The organism is Stutzerimonas sp. 21-1, assembly GCF_056336065.1.
Genome location: NZ_CM150500.1, coordinates 89,538 through 108,675, shown reverse-complemented (window position 1 = coordinate 108,675; position 19,138 = coordinate 89,538). Strand labels below are relative to the sequence as shown.

The 19,138-nt window shown below is 66.1% G+C and carries 19 protein-coding genes; 9 read left to right on the top strand and 10 right to left on the bottom strand.

Annotation, left to right across the window (positions count from 1 at the left end; all coding sequences use genetic code 11):
* Position 1 precedes the first annotated feature (1 nt).
* The 4 genes from AC0ZJQ_RS00505 to AC0ZJQ_RS00490 are packed head-to-tail and all read right to left on the bottom strand — an operon-like array spanning position 2 to position 4,466.
* Positions 2–1,069: a FliG C-terminal domain-containing protein gene (locus AC0ZJQ_RS00505; RefSeq protein WP_008567502.1), complete on the bottom strand. Its 1,068-nt coding sequence runs from the start codon at positions 1,067–1,069 to the stop codon at positions 2–4.
* Positions 1,041–2,720, bottom strand: coding sequence for a flagellar basal-body MS-ring/collar protein FliF (fliF, locus tag AC0ZJQ_RS00500; protein WP_178091688.1), 1,680 nt, complete (start codon positions 2,718–2,720; stop codon positions 1,041–1,043). Before fliF ends, AC0ZJQ_RS00505 begins: the two co-directional genes overlap by 29 nt.
* Positions 2,721–2,740: 20 nt before the next feature.
* A complete protein-coding gene (fliE, locus tag AC0ZJQ_RS00495; protein ID WP_008567499.1) occupies positions 2,741–3,061 on the bottom strand; it encodes a flagellar hook-basal body complex protein FliE in 321 nt (106 codons plus the stop codon).
* Between the two features lie 19 nt (positions 3,062–3,080).
* Positions 3,081–4,466 (bottom strand): sigma 54-interacting transcriptional regulator, encoded by a 1,386-nt coding sequence (locus tag AC0ZJQ_RS00490; RefSeq protein ID WP_476477788.1) that lies wholly within the window; start codon positions 4,464–4,466, stop codon positions 3,081–3,083.
* Positions 4,467–4,899: 433 nt separating this feature from the next.
* On the opposite strand from AC0ZJQ_RS00490, the gene AC0ZJQ_RS00485 reads away from it, so the two are divergent.
* The 7 genes from AC0ZJQ_RS00485 to AC0ZJQ_RS00455 all read left to right on the top strand — a co-directional run bounded on the left by AC0ZJQ_RS00485 (position 4,900) and on the right by AC0ZJQ_RS00455 (position 12,047).
* The gene (locus AC0ZJQ_RS00485) at positions 4,900–5,739 is read left to right on the top strand and encodes a FliM/FliN family flagellar motor C-terminal domain-containing protein (protein WP_155551323.1); all 840 of its coding nucleotides are present in this window, start codon (positions 4,900–4,902) and stop codon (positions 5,737–5,739) included.
* Positions 5,736–6,107, top strand: a complete 372-nt coding sequence (gene fliN / locus AC0ZJQ_RS00480) for a flagellar motor switch protein FliN (RefSeq protein WP_476477180.1) — start codon at positions 5,736–5,738, stop codon at positions 6,105–6,107. Before AC0ZJQ_RS00485 ends, fliN begins: the two co-directional genes overlap by 4 nt.
* The gene (gene fliP / locus AC0ZJQ_RS00475) at positions 6,104–6,859 is read left to right on the top strand and encodes a flagellar type III secretion system pore protein FliP (RefSeq protein ID WP_155551325.1); all 756 of its coding nucleotides are present in this window, start codon (positions 6,104–6,106) and stop codon (positions 6,857–6,859) included. Before fliN ends, fliP begins: the two co-directional genes overlap by 4 nt.
* Positions 6,860–7,746: 887 nt before the next feature.
* Positions 7,747–8,019: a flagellar biosynthetic protein FliQ gene (locus AC0ZJQ_RS00470; RefSeq protein WP_008567494.1), complete on the top strand. Its 273-nt coding sequence runs from the start codon at positions 7,747–7,749 to the stop codon at positions 8,017–8,019.
* 2 nt (positions 8,020–8,021) lie between these two features.
* Positions 8,022–8,819, top strand: a complete 798-nt coding sequence (gene fliR, locus AC0ZJQ_RS00465; protein WP_476477179.1) for a flagellar biosynthetic protein FliR — start codon at positions 8,022–8,024, stop codon at positions 8,817–8,819.
* Positions 8,812–9,954 (top strand): flagellar type III secretion system protein FlhB, encoded by a 1,143-nt coding sequence (gene flhB, locus AC0ZJQ_RS00460; RefSeq protein WP_476477178.1) that lies wholly within the window; start codon positions 8,812–8,814, stop codon positions 9,952–9,954. The genes fliR and flhB overlap by 8 nt, the downstream gene beginning before the upstream one ends.
* Positions 9,951–12,047 (top strand): flagellar biosynthesis protein FlhA, encoded by a 2,097-nt coding sequence (locus AC0ZJQ_RS00455; RefSeq protein ID WP_476477177.1) that lies wholly within the window; start codon positions 9,951–9,953, stop codon positions 12,045–12,047. The genes flhB and AC0ZJQ_RS00455 overlap by 4 nt, the downstream gene beginning before the upstream one ends.
* 12 nt (positions 12,048–12,059) lie before the next feature.
* Here AC0ZJQ_RS00455 and AC0ZJQ_RS00450 read toward each other — a convergent pair whose 3' ends face one another.
* Entirely contained in the window at positions 12,060–12,392 is a 333-nt protein-coding gene (locus AC0ZJQ_RS00450) for a PilZ domain-containing protein (protein ID WP_476477176.1), read from the bottom strand.
* A gap of 148 nt (positions 12,393–12,540) precedes the next feature.
* Complete coding sequence (locus AC0ZJQ_RS00445) at positions 12,541–12,762, bottom strand: hypothetical protein (RefSeq protein WP_476477175.1); 222 nt, start codon at positions 12,760–12,762, stop codon at positions 12,541–12,543.
* A gap of 170 nt (positions 12,763–12,932) precedes the next feature.
* Here AC0ZJQ_RS00445 and AC0ZJQ_RS00440 point away from each other — a divergent pair, with 170 nt between their 5' ends.
* The gene (locus AC0ZJQ_RS00440; protein WP_476477174.1) at positions 12,933–14,339 is read left to right on the top strand and encodes an iron-containing redox enzyme family protein; all 1,407 of its coding nucleotides are present in this window, start codon (positions 12,933–12,935) and stop codon (positions 14,337–14,339) included.
* A gap of 19 nt (positions 14,340–14,358) precedes the next feature.
* The gene (locus AC0ZJQ_RS00435; protein WP_476477173.1) at positions 14,359–15,306 is read left to right on the top strand and encodes a methyltransferase; all 948 of its coding nucleotides are present in this window, start codon (positions 14,359–14,361) and stop codon (positions 15,304–15,306) included.
* Positions 15,307–15,437: 131 nt separating this feature from the next.
* Here the strand turns inward: AC0ZJQ_RS00435 and AC0ZJQ_RS00430 are convergent, their stop codons facing one another.
* From AC0ZJQ_RS00430 to AC0ZJQ_RS00415, 4 genes are all read right to left on the bottom strand, one after another.
* Positions 15,438–16,370, bottom strand: a complete 933-nt coding sequence (locus AC0ZJQ_RS00430) for an AEC family transporter (RefSeq protein WP_476477172.1) — start codon at positions 16,368–16,370, stop codon at positions 15,438–15,440.
* Between the two features lie 192 nt (positions 16,371–16,562).
* Positions 16,563–17,084: a transcriptional regulator gene (locus tag AC0ZJQ_RS00425; protein ID WP_476477171.1), complete on the bottom strand. Its 522-nt coding sequence runs from the start codon at positions 17,082–17,084 to the stop codon at positions 16,563–16,565.
* A gap of 58 nt (positions 17,085–17,142) precedes the next feature.
* Positions 17,143–18,315, bottom strand: a complete 1,173-nt coding sequence (locus AC0ZJQ_RS00420; protein WP_165594191.1) for a zinc-dependent alcohol dehydrogenase — start codon at positions 18,313–18,315, stop codon at positions 17,143–17,145.
* Between the two features lie 166 nt (positions 18,316–18,481).
* Positions 18,482–19,105 carry a LysE family translocator gene (locus AC0ZJQ_RS00415; RefSeq protein ID WP_476477170.1) on the bottom strand — a complete coding sequence of 208 codons (624 nt, stop codon included), beginning with the start codon at positions 19,103–19,105 and terminating at the stop codon, positions 18,482–18,484.
* Positions 19,106–19,138 lie beyond the last annotated feature (33 nt).

Genomic DNA, 19,138 nt, shown 5'->3' with positions numbered 1-19,138 from the left:
CTCATTCCACCGTTTGTTCGCGGAACAGCTGCACTTGCAGCTCGCCATCGGCGGACATCTCGCGGACCACCGCCATGATGTCCTTGCGCACCTGCTCGACGCGCGACAGCGGTACCGGGCCCTGGCGGCGGTTGATCGATTCCATCTGCTGCGCCTGGCGCTTGGGCATGGCACCCTGGATCGCCCGCACCAGCGCCGGCTCGGCACCCTTCAGCGCGACCACCCACTCGTCCAGCGGAATCACCTCGAGCAAGGTCTGCAGCACGTCCTGGTTCTGCCGCGAGAGGATGAAGAAGTCGTACATCTCATCCTCGATCTTGCTCACCAGCTCCTCGTTGTGCGCGCGCAGCAGCTCGAACATCTGGTCGCGGTTGCCCTTGAAGCGGTTCATGATGTCCGCCGCCTGCTTCACCCCGCGCACCTGCGAGCCCTGGGTGCTGAGCACCTTGAGGCTGCGGTCGATCAGCTGCTCCAGCTCGGCGATCACGTCGCTGTTGACCTCCGAGAGATTGGCGATGCGATAGAGCAGTTCGTCCTGGCGCTCGGCCGGCATGCACTCGAGCACCTCGGTGGCCATGCCCGGCGGCAGGAAGGCGAGGAACACCGCCTGCATCTGCGCGTGCTCCTTGGCGATCAGCGCGGCGAACTGCTTGGGATCGAGCCACTCCATCTTGGCCATCTTGGCGCGGATTTCCTCGCCATAGATCGAGTCGAGCAGCGAGCGGGTGATGTCGCCGCCGAGCGCCTTGCCGAGCATGCCGGCCAGGTAGCTGCGCGAGGCGCCCTTGATGCTGCTCTGCTCCTTGTAGTCGTCGAAGAAGCGGCTGATCACGTCGGACACCATCGGCTGCTTGACGTTGGACAGTCGCGCCATCGCCTGGCTGATGCTGATGATCTCCTCGCGGGAGAAGTTGCGCAGGATGCCCGCGGAAATCTCGTCACCCATGCTCAGCATGAGGATCGCCGCCTGCTCCAGCGAACTGACCGAACGCAGCTGCACCGGGCGCGCCTTGATCTCCTTGGCGGACGCGGTGTCCTGATCAGCCGGCTGGGTTGAGGTCTCTTTCATTGCGCCCTATCCAATGCTTGATGACTTCCGAGACGCGCTCGGGATCGTTCTTGGCCAGCATCTGCAGATGCTCGATCTGCAATTCCAGGCCCGAGCCCGGCGCCGGCAGACGGATTTCCGAGAGCGGGTTGAGTTCGCCGAAGATGTGCGGGCCGTCGGTTTGGCGCGGACTGACCAGCGCCGGCCGCGCCTCGCTTTCCAGTGCGGCGGCCACACCAGCCGGGGCCAGCGTGCCTTCCAGCGGTTCCGCCGCCGCCGGCAGCGCTGCGCCGCTGCGCTGGGTCAGGTTGCGCACCGCCGGGCGAACCACGATCAGCAGCAACAGCAGCGCGATCAGACCGGCTACGCCGAGCTTGGCCAGCGCATGCACCTGGCTGTTCTCCCACCAGGGCAGTGTTTCGGCAGGATTCTCCACCGCCGCGAAGGGCAGCACGCTGAGGGTCAGCAGGTCGCCACGCGCCTGCTGGAAGCCCACCGCGCTGCGCACCATGGCTTCCAGCTCGGCGCGCGCCGCCTCGTTCCAGCCGCCTTCCGGTGCGGCGGCGGCGTTGAGCACCACCGCCACGCTCTGCTGGCGCAGGGCGAAGCCGGCGTGCTTCACATGGATCACGCTCTGGTCATAGTCGAGCTGCCGGGTGGATTCCTCGCGCAGCGAAGTGGCGCCCTTGGTCTGCTTGTCCGGCGCCGGCGGCTCTTCGCCTTCTTGCGGCGGGCCGACCGGGCGGTTGCTCAGCGAACCGGGCACGCCGAGGGCCAATTGGTCCAGCGCGCTCTCGTTGCTCAGCACCTCACGGCGCAGACGCGGCGCATCGCCGAAAGTCTGGAGGGTTTCTTCCTTCTGGCTGAAGTCGATGTCCGCCGCCACGCTGATGCGGTAGTTGCCGCTGCCCAGCACGGGCGCCAGCACCTGCTCGATGTTGGCCACCGCCTGCTGCTGATAGTCCTCCACCGCGCGCCAGTTCTGCGCCGGGCCGCCGCCGACGTTGAGCCCGCGCGACAGCAGCGCGCCGTATTGGTCAACTACGCCGACATCTTCCGGCTCGAGGTTGGGCACGCTGTTGGCCACCAGGTTGACGATGGCGCCGACCTGATCGCTGGTGAGCTTGTAGCCGGCGTCCAGCTGCAGCATCACCGAGGCCTTGGTCGGCGCCCGCTTGCTGATCACGAAGGAGCTGTTCTCCTCCTGCGCCAGATGCACGCGCGCATGCTGCACGCCCTTGAGCGCCATCACCGTGCGCGCCAGCTCGCCTTCCAGGCTGCGCTTGAGGCGCACGTCCTGGACGAACTGGCTGGTGCCCAGCGGCTCTTCCTGATCGAACAGTTCGTAGCCGGCCGGCTGGCTGACCTTCACGCCCTTGGCCGACAGCAGCATGCGCGCCTGCGCCAGCTGGTCCTCGCGCACCAGAATCTGCCCGCTCTGCGGATGGATGCGGTATTGCAGTGCCTCGGCGTCGAGCACCTGCATCACCTCGGCGGCGGGGAACGACTCGCCGGCGCCGTGCAGCGCGCGGAACGAACCGTTGTCGCGCCAGAGGTAGAACACCACCGCCACGGCCAGCGCCGCGGCCACCACCGCCATGCCGGCGAGGGTGATGCGCGGATCGGGTCTCAGCCCGCCGGCGGGCAACTTGCTTTTGATTGTCTGCAGCACGTCTCAGCTCTCTGGGCCGCTTACAGCGGCATCCGCATGACGTCGTCGAACGCCGTGGTCAGTTTGTTGCGCACCTGCAGCAACGCGGAAAACGACACGCTGGCCTTCTGGCTGTCGATCATCGCGCCGACCAGATCGTCACTCTTGCCACTGTCGACCGCCGCCATCGCCGCGCTGGCCTGGTGCTGTTCGGCATCCACCGAACGCAGGGCGGCCTCGAACGAGCCGCCGATGCCATCGGCCGGCACGCTCGCCGGGCGGATCGGCTGGCCATTGGCGACTTCCGCCAGTTGCTGCATCCGGCCCAGCAGCTGCTGCTGGACCTGCATGATGGAACTCATCGCTGCTCTCCCCGATTGTTCAGAAATTCAGCTCGATGCCCTGCTCGCGCATGGCATTGAGGCGATAGCGCAAGGCGCGCGAAGTCATGCCCAGGCTCGCGGCGGCCTTGGCCTTGTGGCCGTCGAAACGGCGAATGGTGTCGATCACGTGCTGGTATTCGGCCCACTTGCCGCTGGCGCGCAGGGCGGCCTTGCCGTTCTCCACCGCCACGGCCAGTGGCTTTTCCAGCCGTGCTTCCAGCGGCGCCGGCGCGGCCAGGCCGAGGTCCTGCGGCTGGATGAACAGGCCGTTGCGCAGCACCAGGGCGCGCTGCACGGTGTTCTCCAGTTCCCGCGCATTGCCCGGCCAGTCGTGCTGCAGCAGGGCGCGGCAGGCATCCTCGGTGAGCAGGTCGGTGTCGGCGTCCTGCGGTGCGTACTTGCCGATGAAGCGCCGCGCCAGCGGCAGCACGTCTTCCTTTCGGTCGCGCAGCGGGCTGATGTGCAGCGGCAGTACGTCGAGGCGGAACATCAGGTCGGCACGGAAGCGACCCTCGGCGACTTCCTGCTGCAGGTCGCGGTTGGTGGCGGCGATGATGCGCACGTTCAGCTCGATCTCACGGCGCCCACCCAGGCGTTCGACGCGCTGCTCCTGCAGCACGCGCAGCAGCTTGGCCTGCAGCCCCAGCGGCAGCTCGCCAATCTCGTCGAGCAGCAGGGTGCCGCCGTTGGCCAGCTCGAACTTGCCCGGCTGGGCATTCACCGCGCCGGTGAAGGCACCTTTTTCGTGGCCGAAGAGAATGGATTCGAGCATCTGCTCGGGGATCGCCGCGCAGTTCACCGCCACGAACGGCGCCTCGGCGCTGGCCGAGAAGCGATGGATGTAGCGCGCCATCAGCTCCTTGCCGGTGCCGGTCTCGCCGGTGATCAGGATCGGCGCACGGGTCAGCGATACGCGCTGGGCCATGGCCAGCAGGCGGCGACCGGCCTGGGAGCAGGAGACGAAGCTTTCCTGCGCGGCATTGGCGTACTCCTGGCGACGCAGCAAGGCGGTCAGCTGGCTGTCGCTGAACGGCGACAGCAGGTAATCGACGCAGCCCAACTCCAGCAGGGCAGCGGCTTTTTCCTGATCGGCGTACTGCACCACCGGAATCACGCTGATGTGGTGCACCCGCTGCACCAGCGCGTGAACCTGTGCATATAAGGAGTGCGCCGGCAGCCCACCGATGACGACGAAGACCAGCGCAACATCCTTCAGCAGCGCCTGATCGAGGCGCTCGAAGTTCTCCTGCGCGACAACTTCGCAACCGTCTTTGCGCAGCCGTTCGCGCAATAACTGGCAACCCGCCTCGGCACTGTCGCCAATCACTACCACGTGCTTGCGCGCCGGCAATTCATCGAATAGCTCGTCGCATGAGTAATTCATCGCCTGACTGACACTTTTCAATGTAACCACCTTGCCGCCGAGGGCGCCTGCGAAAATAAGCCGCAGTCGCGCCGGATATCTTTTGCAGAAAAAAATTTAAAAAAGTTTAATCGAACTGAAACTTTCGTCGCCCTGACAGTCCAACTGCCAAACTTGCCTGGACACTTACCAAGACAACTGCGCGCACGCTAACAACCCCTCGCCGCCACTGACCAATCAGTTGCGCTTAAACGGAATCATTAGTTACCAGATGAGCTCAAAAAAGCTCATTTGATATCTATTGATTTAACCCCGCCTCGCGCCCATGCCTAGATTGGCGGCAGATTGGCGCCGTGCCCGCTGTTTTTTTAGCGCGCTCCGACCCGACTTCTGCAACCGCCGCCGGACTGGTAATGCCGGTCCACTTTTCAGCACCAGGAATACAGTTCACAACATGTCTGGCAATTCCAAAGTCCACCATGGCGTGCCCGCCCAAAGCCTGACCACACTGAAACCGCAGAAGTTGGGACGGCATCACCACAAGATCCCGCAGTTCATCAAGGAAACTACCAACAAGAACCCGCGCCTGATTGCCGATTACTTCGTGCGCAACTACCGCATCAGCCTTGAACTGAACAAGATCGAAGTTCAGGAACAGATCGAGCAGGCGCCCGATTGCATGTATCGCTCGGCGATGGGCAAAGTTGGTTTTTCCATTGATCGCGAATTACTCACCGAAGCGCTGGAGTGTTATTACGGCGGCACCATCGTGCCAACGCAGAACACCCCGCCGATCAGCACCTCCGAACAGCGCATGCGCAACCGGCTGGGCATGGACATCGCCGACATCTTTGCCCGCTCGATCCTCTCGGGTGAAACCTTCGGCAAGCTCGACAGCTACCGCAACGACTACGAGGAAACCAGCTGGGAGTACGTCGCCGAGTACCGCTACCTGAGCCACATCACCGGCAGCCTGTCGTCGATCTACATCTACCTGGACACCGACCTGGTCGACGAGCTGACCAGTCGCCTGGCCGGTCCGCCACCGGCGCGCCTGGCCGGCAATCCCATCGACCACATCAAGCACCTGCCGGTGCGCCTGGACTGCGTGGTCGCCTCGGCGCAGATGCCGCTGGCGCAGGTCCTCGACCTGCAGCTCAACGACATCCTCATGCTGCGCCCGCTGGATCGCTACGAAGTGCGCATCAACCAGCAGAAGCTCTATCGCGGCACCATTTTCGAAGAGGATGGCGCCCTGTTCCTCACTTCACTTGAAAGCGTGAACCCCCAATGAACGGCCAACTTTCCGACAATGATTTCGAGCAGCTCATCAACGACGGCGACCTCAACCTCGATGCCGTCGTCGAGCCGGTGGTCGAGCCGGCAGCAGCGCTGCCAGCCCCGCGCCAGGACCTGAGCTTCTTCGGCAAGATTCCAGTGAACGTCACCCTCGAGGTCGCCTCGGCGGAGATTTCGCTGAAGGAGCTGATGGAGTGCGACACCAGCAGCGTGATCGTGCTCGACAAGCTGGCCGGCGAGCCGTTGGACGTGAAGGTCAACGGCACGCTGTTCGCCAAGGCCGAGGTGGTGGTGATGAATGGCAGCTATGGCCTGCGTATCGTCGAACTGTCCGGCACCAGCCTGGATGCCTTCGCCCGATGAACCGGCGTCGCGGCCTGAGCCTGCTCGGCCTGCTGCTGCTCGGGCTGCTGCCGCTGGCCGCTCAGGCGGCCGGTGGCGAGATCACCCTGTTCAACCTGAACGATACCGAGAACGGCCAGGAATTCTCGGTGAAGCTGCAGATCCTCATCATCATGACCCTGCTCGGCTTCCTGCCGGCGATGCTGATGATGATGACCTGCTTCACCCGCTTCATCATCGTGCTGGCCATCCTGCGCCAGGCCATCGGCCTGCAGCAGAGCCCACCGAACCAGGTGCTGATCGGTATCGCGCTGATCATCACGCTGCTGGTGATGCGCCCGGTCTGGCAGGAGATTCACAGCCAGGCCTACCAGCCGTTCCAGAACGACGAGATCAGCCTGGAACAGGGCCTCGACGCGGCCAAGGGCAGCCTGTCGCGCTTCATGCTGGCGCAGACCAACCAGAACTCGCTGCAGACCATGGTCGCGCTGGCCGGCGAGGAACTGCCGGAAGACCTCGCCGAGCTGGATTTCTCGCTGCTGCTGCCGGCGTTCGTGCTGAGCGAGCTGAAGACGGCGTTCCAGCTGGGTTTCATGATCTTCGTACCGTTTCTGGTGATCGACCTGGTGGTGGCCAGCGTGCTGATGGCGATGGGCATGATGATGCTCTCGCCGATGATGATCTCGCTGCCGTTCAAGTTGATGGTGTTCGTGCTGGTGGATGGTTGGGTGCTGTTGATGGGCACGCTGACCACCAGTGTTCAGCCGTTTTAGGTGATGGCGATGGTCGCTCCCGCCTGGCCCGCGCTTGCTTGCGTAGGGTGGAAAACCGCAGAGCGTTTTCCACCACAGGTGGCGTGTAGGTTTGTGCCCGGCGTTGCGCTTTCCTCGGCGGGGACTTTCTGTTGCGCCTTGCACGGCGCCTCACTTTTCTTTGCACGCGCAAAGAAAAGTAAGCAAAAGAAAACGCGCCCCTTCATTCGGGTCCGGGAGCTTCGCCCCCGGACTTCCCTCCTTCCGCCAGCACTCCGGGGGTCGGCGTACAAGGGCCATCCCTGGCCCTTTACGCCTCTCGCGGCATCCATGCCGCTCGTCCCCCTGCGCGCTGGCTCCACTCGGCCGTCTGCAAGGGGAAGAGTGGTGTCGCCTATTGGGCCGTGCATGGAAAAGCAAAGCGAAGCCAGCCACTGCTCGTTCAGGCAACTCGGACCGAAATCCCCTTCAGGAGGCCGAACGCAGGCGTTGCGCAGGGGGACGCGAGGCATGGACGCCGAGCGAGGAACGAAGGGGCAGGAACGCCCCTTCGTGACGTGCCCCCGGAGTAATGCCGGAGTGAGGGAAGTCTGGTCGCATAGCGACCCGACCCGAATGCAGGGGGCGCCTTCTCTTTGGTTACTTTTGCTTGGCACGGGCGGCGTTCCGCAGACAAGAGAAAGTGACGCGCCGTGCGAGGCGCAACCGGTAGCCCCCGCCGGGGAAAGCGCAACGCCAGACACAAACCTACATGCCACCGGTGGTGGAAAACGCTGCGCGGTTTTCCACCCTACGGCTCTTGGCCAGACGAGCGCACATAAGGCGCCACCCGCACCAAGCACCACACCCGCATGCCGACTGCCGCGCCACCCCGGCCCGTACCAAACGCCCACCGCCAAGGTGCCCCAATGCTGACCCCCGACACCGCCGTCAACATCGTCTCCAACGCCATCCACATCATCGTGCTGGTGGTCTGCGTGCTGATCGTGCCGAGCCTGCTGGGCGGCCTGTTGATCAGCATTTTCCAGGCTGCCACGCAGATCAACGAACAGATGCTCAGCTTCCTCCCGCGCCTGCTGATCACCCTCGGCATGCTGGTGTTCGCCGGCCACTGGATCCTGCGCACGCTCTCCGATCTGTTCATCGAGACGTTCCAGCAGGCCGGGCGCCTGGTGGGCTGAGCATGAACCACGACGCCCTGCTGCACGCCGGCCAGTACCTGCAGTCGCTGCAGGCCTACTGGTGGCCGTTCTGCCGGATCATGGCGGTGTTCAGCCTGGCGCCGCTGTTCAGCCACAAGGCCATTTCGGTGCGCGTGCGGGTGCTGCTGGCGCTGGCGCTGACGCTGGTGCTGAGCGCCGCATTGCCGGCACCGCCGGTGCTCGATCCGCTGTCGCCGGCCGGCCTGCTCACAGCCATCGAGCAGGTGGCGATGGGGCTGTTGCTGGGGCTGGCGCTGCTGCTGGTGTTCACCGTGTTCACCCTGATCGGCGACATCGTCTCGACCCAGCTCGGGCTGTCGATGGCGGTGCTCAACGACCCCATGAACGGCATGTCCTCGGCCTCGATCGTCTATCAGCTGTATTTCATCATGCTGGCGCTGCTGTTCTTCAGCATCGATGGCCATCTGGTCACGGTGAGCATCCTCTACCAGAGCTTCGTGCACTGGCCGATCGGCAGCGGCATCCACTGGGACGGCCTGCAGACCATCGCCTGGTCGCTGGCCTGGGTGCTCTCGGCGGCGTTGCTGATCGCCCTGCCGATCGTCTTCTGCATGACCCTGGTGCAGTTCTGCTTCGGTCTGCTCAACCGCATCTCGCCGGCGATGAACCTGTTCTCGCTGGGCTTTCCGATGGCGATCCTCGCCGGGCTGACGCTGATCGCGCTGACCCTGCCGAACCTCGCCGAGGCCTACCTGCACCTGACCCGCGACCTGCTGGACAAGATCGGCGTGCTGCTCGGGAGCACTGCGCATGTCTGAGCAGAACAGCGCCCAGGACAAAACCGAAGAGGCCTCCGAGCAGAAACTGCACAAAAGCAAGCGCGACGGTCAGGTCGCACGCTCCAAGGATGTCGCCACCACCGTGTCGCTGCTGGTCACGCTGCTGGTGCTCAAGCTGAGCATCGGCCTGTTCTTCGACGGCATCCAGCAGAGCTTCAGTTACTCGTTCATCAACTTCGGCCACAGCGAGATCGGCCTCGACGACCTCAAGCTGGTGATGCTGCACAACCTGCTGGTGTTCATCTGGGTGCTGCTGCCGCTGTTGCTGACGCCGCTGCTGGTGATTGTCTTCGCCCTGGTGCCGGGCGGCTGGGTGTTCGCTTCGAAGAACTTCGCGCCCAACTTCGGCAAGCTCAATCCCATCACCGGCCTGGGCCGCATGTTCGGCGCACAGAACTGGAGCGAACTGGCCAAGTCGCTGCTGAAGATCGCCACGCTGCTCGGCATCGCCGTCTGGCAGCTGCTGCATGCCGCGCCGCAGCTGATCGCGCTGCAGCGCACCGATATCGGCAACGCCATCGGCAGCGCCTTTACCCTGACCTTCGACCTGGCGATCTCGCTGCTGCTGGTGTTCGTGTTGTTCTCGCTGATCGACATTCCACTGCAGCGCTTCTTCTTCCTGAAAAAAATGCGCATGACCAAGCAGGAGCGCAAGGAAGAGCACAAGAACCAGGAAGGCCGCCCCGAGGTGAAGGCGCGCATCAAGCAGCTGCAGCGCCAGCTGGCGCAGCGGCAGATCAGCAAGGTGATCAAGACCGCCGACGTGGTGATCGTCAACCCGACGCACTATGCGGTGGCGCTCAAGTACGACCCGAAGAAGGCCGAGACGCCGTTCGTCATCGCCCGCGGCGTCGATGAGATGGCGCTGTACATCCGCAAGATGGCGCAGGCCAATCACTGCGAGGTGATCGAGCTGCCGCCGCTGGCGCGGGCGATCTACTTCAGTACCCAGGTCAACCAGCAGATCCCGGCGCCGCTGTATACCGCGGTGGCCCACGTGCTGACCTACATCCTCCAGCTCAAGGCCTGGAAGCAGGGCCGCCGGCAGGCGCGCCCTGAACTCGCCAGGCACATTCCCATTCCCGAAGAACTGTTCAACCGAGCCCGCTCATGAGCCTGATGCAGAAACTCACGCCGACCTTGCGCAGTGGCCGGATCGGCATTCCCGTGCTGATCCTGTCGATCCTGGCGATGATCATCCTGCCGCTGCCGCCGCAGCTGCTGGATATCCTGTTCACCTTCAACATCGCCATGGCGATCCTGGTGCTGCTGGTCAGCGTGTCGTCGAAGAGTCCGCTGGACTTCTCGCTGTTCCCCACGGTGATCCTGGTCACCACGCTGCTGCGCCTGTGCCTGAACGTCGCCTCGACGCGGGTGGTGCTGCTCGAGGGCCACACCGGCACCGGCGCGGCGGGCAAGGTGATCGAAGCCTTCGGCGAGGTGGTGATCGGCGGCAACTTCATCGTCGGCCTGGTGGTGTTCGTGATCCTGATGATCATCAACTTCATCGTCATCACCAAGGGCGGCGAGCGCATCTCGGAAGTGACCGCGCGCTTCACCCTCGACGCCCTGCCGGGCAAACAGATGGCCATCGACGCCGACCTCAACGCCGGCACCCTGACCCAGGACGAAGCCAAGGCGCGGCGCCAGGAAGTGGCCAAGGAAGCCGACTTCTACGGCGCGATGGACGGCGCGTCGAAGTTCGTCCGCGGCGACGCCATTGCCGGCATCCTGATCCTGCTGATCAACCTGTTCGGCGGCTTCGCCATCGGCGTGTTCGTCTACGCGCTGGACGCCGGCGAGGCTTTCCGCCAGTACGCCCTGCTGACCATCGGTGACGGCCTGGTGGCGCAGATTCCGGCGCTGCTGCTGTCCACCGCGGCGGCGATCATCGTCACCCGCATCAACGAATCCAGCGACATCACCAGCCAGGTGCAGCGCCAGCTGCTGGCCAACCCGGCGACGCTGTACACCGTCGCCGGCATTCTCGCCGTGCTCGGCATGGTGCCGGGCATGCCGCACCTGGCCTTCCTCGGCTTTGCCGCGCTGGTCGGTTTCATCGGCTGGCGGGTGTCGCTGCAGGCGCCGCCGGCCGCCGGCGCCGATCTCAAGGAGATCCAGGCGCTCGGCCAGGCGATGGACAAGGAAAAGGCGCAGAGCCTGGCTTGGGAAGACATTCCGCTGGTCGAGCGGCTGTCGATTTCGCTCGGCTACAAGCTGGTCGGGCTGGTCAACGAGGCGTCCGGCGCACCGCTGCCGGCGCGGGTACGCGGCGTGCGGCAGACGCTCTCCGAACACCTGGGCTTCCTCCTGCCGGAGGTACAGATTCGCGACAGCCTGCGGCTCAAGGCCTCGCAGTACGACATCTACATCAACGGCGAGAAGATCGACGGCGCCGAGCTGCACGCCGACCGGCTGATGGCGATTCCCTCACCGGAGCTGTACGGCGAGATCGACGGCATCCTCGGCACCGATCCGGCCTACCGCATGCAGGTGGTGTGGATCCAGCCGGGCGACAAGCCGCGCGCGCTCAACCTCGGCTATCAGGTGATCGACTGCGCCAGCGTGATCGCCACCCACCTGAACAAGGTGGTCCGCGAGCACCTGCCCGAGCTGTTCAAGCACGACGACGTCGAGCACCTGATGCAGCGCCTGACCCTGCAGGCGCCCAAGCTCGCCGAAAGCCTCAAGGCCGCGCTGAGCTACACCCAGCAGATGCGCGTCTACCGCCAGCTGCTGCAGGAAGAGGTGCCGCTGCGCGACATCGAAACCATCGCCAGCACCCTGCTCGAATGCAGCGAAACCACCAAGGACCCGGTGCTGCTGGCCGCCGACGTGCGCTACGCGCTGCGCCGCAGCATCGTCTCGATGATCGCCGGCGACCGCCGCGAGCTGACCGTATTCGTGCTGGAGAACGCGCTGGAGAACACCCTGCTCAACGCCCTGGCCATCGCCCAGCAGGCCGGCCAGGTCAGCCTGGACAACATCCCGGTGGAGCCGAGCCTGCTCAACCAGCTGCAGAACAGCATGCCGGTGGTGAAGGAGAAACTGCGCAAGGACGGCCACCCGCCGATCCTCACCGTGATGCCGCAGCTGCGTCCGCTGCTGGCGCGTTATGCGCGGGTGTTCAGCCCGGGGCTGCACGTGCTGTCGCAGAACGAGATTCCCGACCGCGTCGGCGTGAACATCCTCGGCACGCTCGGTTGACCGGCGCGTGCCTCAGCGGCGCTTGGGCAGCAGCTGCGCGACCAGCTCGGTGAAGCCCGGCGCCGGGCGGTCGAGGGCGAAGCCCATCTCGAAGCTGTCGCGCCGCGAATCCTTGCGCGACCACTGGCAGATCACCACCACCGGCACCTCGCGCACGCGCTCGCCGTGCTCCGGCACGTGCAGCAGCATGTCGTAGCAACCGCCGACCGCCAGCGGCTGCCGCGCCACCAGGCGCAAGCCGCCCAGCGACAGGTCGGCGACATAGCCCATGGGTTCACCGTTCAGGCGATTGGTCACCTGGATGCGGCTGATATGGCGAAAGCTGAGGCGGCTGTGTTGGCGCATGTCCGTTGCTCCGGTCGCTGGACGCAGGGCGGCGCGCAGCGATGCATGCGCAACACGCGGCCGATGTATGACAGCCAACAGGCGACCGCCCGCAGCCGGGGTTTAAGACCCGCCATCGAAAACCGTGCACCAGTCGCCGTTTCGCCCGCTAGCGGGCGTCGTCCGGCCCCTGCTTGTCGTGCACGGCCTCTTCGTCGCTGAGCTCATCGGCCAGCTCCGGCGGCACGTTATAGGTACCGCCCGGCACGTCGGCCTCGTCACCGCCGGCGACTTCACCGTGGGTGATGGTGGTTTCCGGATTCTGTTCGTGGGCGTCGCCGCTCTGATCGATGGACTCGATGCTCTCGCGGCCGCTCTGCTCGCTGTTCATGCTGGTGCCTCCGGCTGTCCGCGCGGCGCCGACGGGCTGCCGCTCACCGCTTTAGTGATGACCCGCGCGCGGGAAGTTGCAAGCCGCACAGCCGCCGCTCGGCGGGCGGGCTGAACTAATGGTCGCGGCGGTCGGCCCAAATCTGCATACCACTGCCGCCGAACAAGACCATGCCGATGACTCTGCACAGCCTGCCCGCCGCGCCGCGCGCCGCCGATCCGCGACCGTCGCAGGAGACGCGCGAGCTGTATTTCAACCTGCTCGATGGCGCCAGCCGTGAGGAGGCCGCGCAATACCTGCAAGACCAGCTGCAACGTGCAGCCGCGCTGCCTTGCGACCTGCCGGACGATCCGGCGGCGCTGGACGCCTGGGTCAGGCAGCGCACCGAAGCCGTCGGCCGTCAGTACCAGACCTACCTGGAGCAGCGCCGCGCCGGCGGCGCGCGCCGCTACTTCTCCAGCAAGGCGCATGCGCTGCACTTTCTGCGCGGCGTGGCGCCGACCAAGCTGGTCGACGGCGCCTGGCTCTACGGCCTGCTGCAGCGCTGGGACGATGGCCGCTTCACCGCGCTGATCCAGACCTATCTGGAAGAGCTCGGCGAGGGCCTGCCGGAAAAGAACCATGTGGTGCTCTACCGCAAGCTGCTCGCCAGCCAGGGCTGCGACGACTGGCAGCAGCTGGACGACGAGCACTTCGTCCAGGGCGCCATCCAGCTGGCGCTGGCCGAGCACGCCGAGCGCTTTCTGCCGGAGGTGATCGGCTTCAATCTCGGCTACGAGCAGCTGCCGCTGCACCTGCTGATCACGTCCTATGAACTGACCGAGCTGGGCATCGATCCGTACTACTTCACCCTGCACGTCACCGTCGACAATGCCGACAACGGCCATGCGCACAAGGCCGTGCAGGGGCTGCGCGCGGCCTGGCCGCAGATGGGCGACGGCGCGGCGTTCTACCAGCGCGTGCGCAACGGCTATCGGCTCAACGACCTGGGTGCCAGCACCGTCTCGGTGATCGGCGACTTCGACCTGTCGACGGAGGTGCAGCGCATCTTCGAGAAGAAGGCCGCGGTCGGGCAGTTCGTGCATTCCGACTACTGCCGCTTCGAAGGCCGCACCGTCAATCAGTGGCTGGCCGAGGACGTCGAGCAATTCCTCGCCGTGCTGCAGGCGCGGGGCTGGATCAAGCGCGGCCACGACCCGCAGGAAAGCCGCTTCTGGCAGCTCATCGTCGGCGAACAGGCACCGATGTTCGGCGTGTTCAGCGCTTACGAGCAGCAGATGATCCACGACTGGATCGCCGGCGACTGGCACGCCGACGGCAAGCACAGCCCGCGCGGCGCGCTGCTCAAGGGTCAGGCGCGGTTCCACACGCGGCGCCCGGCGGCGGACTCGATTCCACCGCAGATGTCCGCCGGTAACGACTTCGACGCGGAGCTGCAGTTGCTGGAGCAGCAGCTCGCCCGCCAGCCGGACCGCGCCGCGCGCATGCGTCTGCTGCTGCCGCTGCTGGCACCGCAACGCCACCACAGCGCTGTCGGCCTGCTGGCCACGCGGCTGTTCAACGGACTGTTCAACTGAAGGCCTCAAGGGACGCATCATGACCATGGAAACCGCGCAGGACCGCGCGTTGCTGTATCTGGGCCAGGCCCTGCGCGAGCGCGGCTATCACTTCATCACGCCCACGCCGCTGACCCATGAACGGGTCAACCAGCGTCCGCAGAATGCACTGGCCGGCGACCTTCCCGGGGTATTCGGCTGGAGCCGGCCGTTCCAGCACGAGCTGCTGCCGCCGCCGCTGTTCAGCCTGATGGATCAGGCGCAGGTGCTCGAGCCGTGCGGCCCGCGCTGGCGCTCGCGGGTACGGCTGTCGAGCCTCGATGGCCAGCTGTTCGTGCATTCGGCGTATCCCACCGACTTGGCCGACGCGGTGTTCTTCGGCCCGGATACCTATCGCTTTGCCAGCGCCATCCGCTGCCACCTCGACCGCCACACCGGCGAGATCCGCCGCGTCGTCGACATCGGCTGCGGCTCCGGCGCCGGCGCGATTCTCACGGCGCTGGCGCGGCCGCAGGCCGAAGTGCTGGCGGTGGATATCAATCCGCAAGCGCTGCGCCTGACGCGCATCAACGCGGCGCTGGCCGGGGCCGACAATCTGCGCGCCGAGCACAGCGACCTGCTCAGCGCCGTCGACGGCGAGTTCGATCTGATCCTGGCCAACCCGCCCTATCTGGTCGATCCCGGCGAGCGCGCTTATCGCCACGGCGGCGGGCCGCTGGGCGCCGGGCTGTCGCTGGCGATCCTCGATGCAGCGCTCGGCCGGCTGGCGCCGGGCGGCACGCTGCTGCTATACACCGGCGTTGCGATGCAGGACAACCAGGACCCGTTCCTCGCCGAGGCCTGCCAGCGTCTGGCACTGACACCGCTGACCTGGCGCTACCGGGAAATCGACCCGGACGTGTTCGGCGAGGAACTGCTCGGCGGCGCCTACACCCGCTGCGACCGCATCGCCGCGGTGGTGCTGGAAGTGACGCGGCCGGTGAGCTGACCGTTAGCGTGTGATAGCGCGTGGAAAACGCTTCGCGGTTTTCCACGGGGTGGCCATCCACCCTACGGCAGCCCGGCGTAGGGTGGATAACGCCGCCAGGCTTATCCACGCGCCAAGTGAGCGCGCGCAGATCAGACCGGCAACAGCACCAGAATCAGCGACAGGCTGATCAGCGAGCCCAGCGTCGACAGCAGCACCACCCGCGACACGCGCGAGCCCTCACGGCCATAGAACTCGGCGAGCATGTACGGGCCGGTGCCGGTGGGCAGCGCGCTGAGCAGCAGCGCCGAATAGGCCCACAGGGTCGGCAGCTCGAACACCTGGAACGCCAGATACCAGGTGATCAGCGGCTGCACCACCAGCTTCAACCCCACCAGCGGCCACACCCCCCGCACCTTGCCGGCCGGCTGCGGCTGAGCGAGGAACAGCCCCAGCGAGACCAGCGCACAGGGCGCCGCCGCCGCACCCAGCAGCTTGAGCAGGGTGGCCAGCGGTACCGGCAATTGCAGGCCGCTCGCCGCCCATAGCGCACCGAGCAGTGGCGCGATCACCAGGGGATTACGCACCAGCGCCCAGCTCACCTTGCCCAGCGTGCGCAACAGGCCCTGCCCCGCGTGTAGCCCGGTCTCGACGCAGGCCAGGGCGATGGCGAACAGCACGCAGACCACCACGATCGAGGCAACCATCGCCGGCTGCAGCGCCTCGTCGCCGAGCACCAGCATGCACAGCGGAATCCCCACATAGCCGGTGTTGGCGTAGGACGCGCCCAGCGCATCCAGGCTGGCATCCACCAGCGGCTGCTTCTGCAGCAGGCGATAGCCGAGGGTGAAGGCGAATACGCCGAGGCAGCCGACGGAAAACGCGGCGATGAAGCCCGGCTGCCAGAGCTGCGCCCAGGTCGAGGTGGCGACCACGCTGAACAGCAGCGCCGGCAGGCCCAGCCAGACGACGAAACGATTGAGTTCGGAGGCCCCGGTCGGCCCCATGCGCCCGCTGCGGCGGCACACGAAGCCGAGCAGGATCAGCGCGAAGACCGGCAGGACGACATTGACGACCGACGACATGACTACTCACAGACAGGGCCGCACGCCACAGGCGCGCGACCGGAACGGCCGGCCACCTTAGCAAAAAATCGCGCCAGCGCCGCACGCCACCGTATGCCGCCGGACACTCGCTCGCGATACGTCGTGGCGGTAGGGTGGATAACGGCGCAGCCTTATCCACCACCCTGGGGCGCCGCGCAAGGGTGAGCGGAGTTAGTGCAGCTGCGCCGGCGGATAGCCGTTGGGCTCGGCACGCGCCGCAGCGAACTCGGCGTCCACCGAGCCGCGCGCCTGCGCCGTGCCGTTGGGGAAGCCGCTGCGGTCGCCGAAATCCCACTCGGTGGTCGGCAACCGCTCGGCATCCAGCGCTCGCGCGCAGCCCATGTCGAGCGCAGTGATGCCCGCCACTGCGCCGGCAGCGATGGCCGCATTGGCCGGCTCGCGGCCGTGCTCGATGCCCCAGCCGAGGCAGCCGAGGTCCAGCGCATCGCCGCCGATGCGCCCGTAGATCCAGGGCTTGGGATCGTCCGCCAGCAGGATGCCGACGCCGGTGACGACCTCACGCAGCCCGCAGGCACGGATCAGCCCGTCGCTGCCGGGCATGCCGATGAAACGCGCCACCTGCCGCGGCGCAACCAGCTGGACGACGCCCAAGCCAATGCTGAACCAGCCCAGCCCGCGCGCCAGCGAGCGCGCGGCGGGGTTGGGCCGGGTAACTTGCCGTGGAATGCTCATGAGGACTCCTCGCTCGATAAGTGGCTCGGCCAATCCCTACTTTAGGGATTGGCGACCATCAGGGTTTCAGCACCACCTTGATGCAGCCGTCATGCTTGTCGCGGAAGGTCTTGTACATCTCCGGGCCCTGCTCGAGGCTGACCGTGTGGGTGATGACGAAGCTCGGGTCGATCTGGCCTTCCTGGATGCGCCGCAACAGGTCGTCGGTCCAGCGGTTGACGTGGGTCTGGCCCATGCGGAAGGTCAGCCCCTTGTTCATCGCCGCACCGAACGGAATCTTGTCGATCAGCCCGCCGTAGACGCCGGGAATCGAGAGAATGCCGGCCGGCCGACAGACGTAGATCATCTCGCGCAGCACGTGCGGGCGGTCGCTTTCAAGCATCAGCGCCTGCTTGGCACGGTCGTACATCGAATCGATGGAACGCGCCGCATGCGCCTCCATGCCCACCGAGTCGATGCATTTCTCCGGGCCCTTGCCGCGGGTCAGCTCGGCGAGGCGCTCGACCACGCTTTCCTCGTCGAAGTTGATGGTGATGGCGCCGCCGGCACGCGCCATGGACAGCCGCTCCGGCACATTGTCGATGCAGATGACCTGCTCGGCGCCCATCATCACCGCGCTGCGGATGGCGAACTGACCGACCGGGCCGGCACCCCACACCGCCACCGTGTCGGTCGGCTGGATGTCGCACTGCGCGGCGGCCTGCCAGCCGGTGGGCAGGATGTCGCCGAGAAACAGCACCTGCTCGTCGGTCAGGCCGTCGGGGATCACCACCGGGCCGACGTCGGCATAGGGCACGCGCACGTACTCGGCCTGGCCGCCGGCATAGCCGCCGGTGAGGTGGGTGTATCCAAACAGCCCGGCGGTGGTGTGGCCGAAGACCTTGTCGGCGATGTCCTTGTTGCGGTTGCTGCGCTCGCACACCGAGAAGTTGCCGCGCCGGCACTGCTCGCATTCGCCGCAGACGATGGTGAAGGGCACCACCACGCGGTCGCCGACCTTGAGCTTCTTGTTGCCGGAGCCGACTTCCATCACCTCGCCCATGAACTCGTGGCCCATGATGTCGCCGAGTTTCATGCCCGGCATGAATCCGTCGTACAGGTGCAGGTCGGAGCCGCAGATGGCGCAGGAACTGACCTTGATGATGGCGTCGCGCGGGTCTTCGATGGTCGGGTCGGGCAGGTGGTCGTCGCAGCGGATATCGTGCTTGCCGTGCCAGCGTAGCGCTCTCATGGGCATCTCCTGATCGGGGGTCGGGGCGCCGCCTCGGTGATATCCCTGTGCCTCGCTGACTGCGCGGGGGTGCTGCCGCTCCTGCCGTGCGACGTGTCGTCTGAGTTTTAGTAAGTCCCGCCGCTGCAGAGTTGCCGCCGGGCCGACGGGCTGCATGCGCCGGCCGTCACCTCGCCGCAGCGGTGATCAGCAACCAGCCACCGAGCGCCAGCAGCAACGCACCGCACAGACGGTCGAGCGTGCGCACCCGCCGGCGCAGCCAGCCGCGCCAACGCGCATGGCCGAGCAGGCGCACCAGGGCCAGGTCCCAGCCGAGCACCACCGCCGACATCCAGATCATCGCCAGCGCCAGCCCCCAACCGGGCACCGCCGCTTCGCGCAGCACGCCGAACAGGCCGGCATAGAACAGCGGCAGCTTGGGATTCAGGCTGCTGGCCAGCAGGCCCTGGACGAAGCCGGTTCGCCAGCGCCCACCGGTCTCGCCGGCGCCGTCCGGTAGTTGCAGCTCGCGCCGAGCCAGCAGCGCCTGGCTGCCGAGCCAGCAGAAATAGCCGCCGCCGAGCAACTGCAAGCTGCGCCACAGCCAGCCGTTGGCGCCCGGCAGCGCTGCCAGGGCGAGCAGCACCAGCAGCATCGACAGCAAATTCGCCAGGGCGATGCCGGCCGCGCAGCCATCGGCCTGCCGCCGGCCATGCAGCAACGCCGCGCGGATCAGCAGGAAGAAGTCCGGCCCCGGCGACAGCAAGGCGGCGAAATGCGTACCGGCAACCAGCAGAAACAACCCGAGCATGACCGCCTCCTTCGACAGGGACGGCCAGACTGC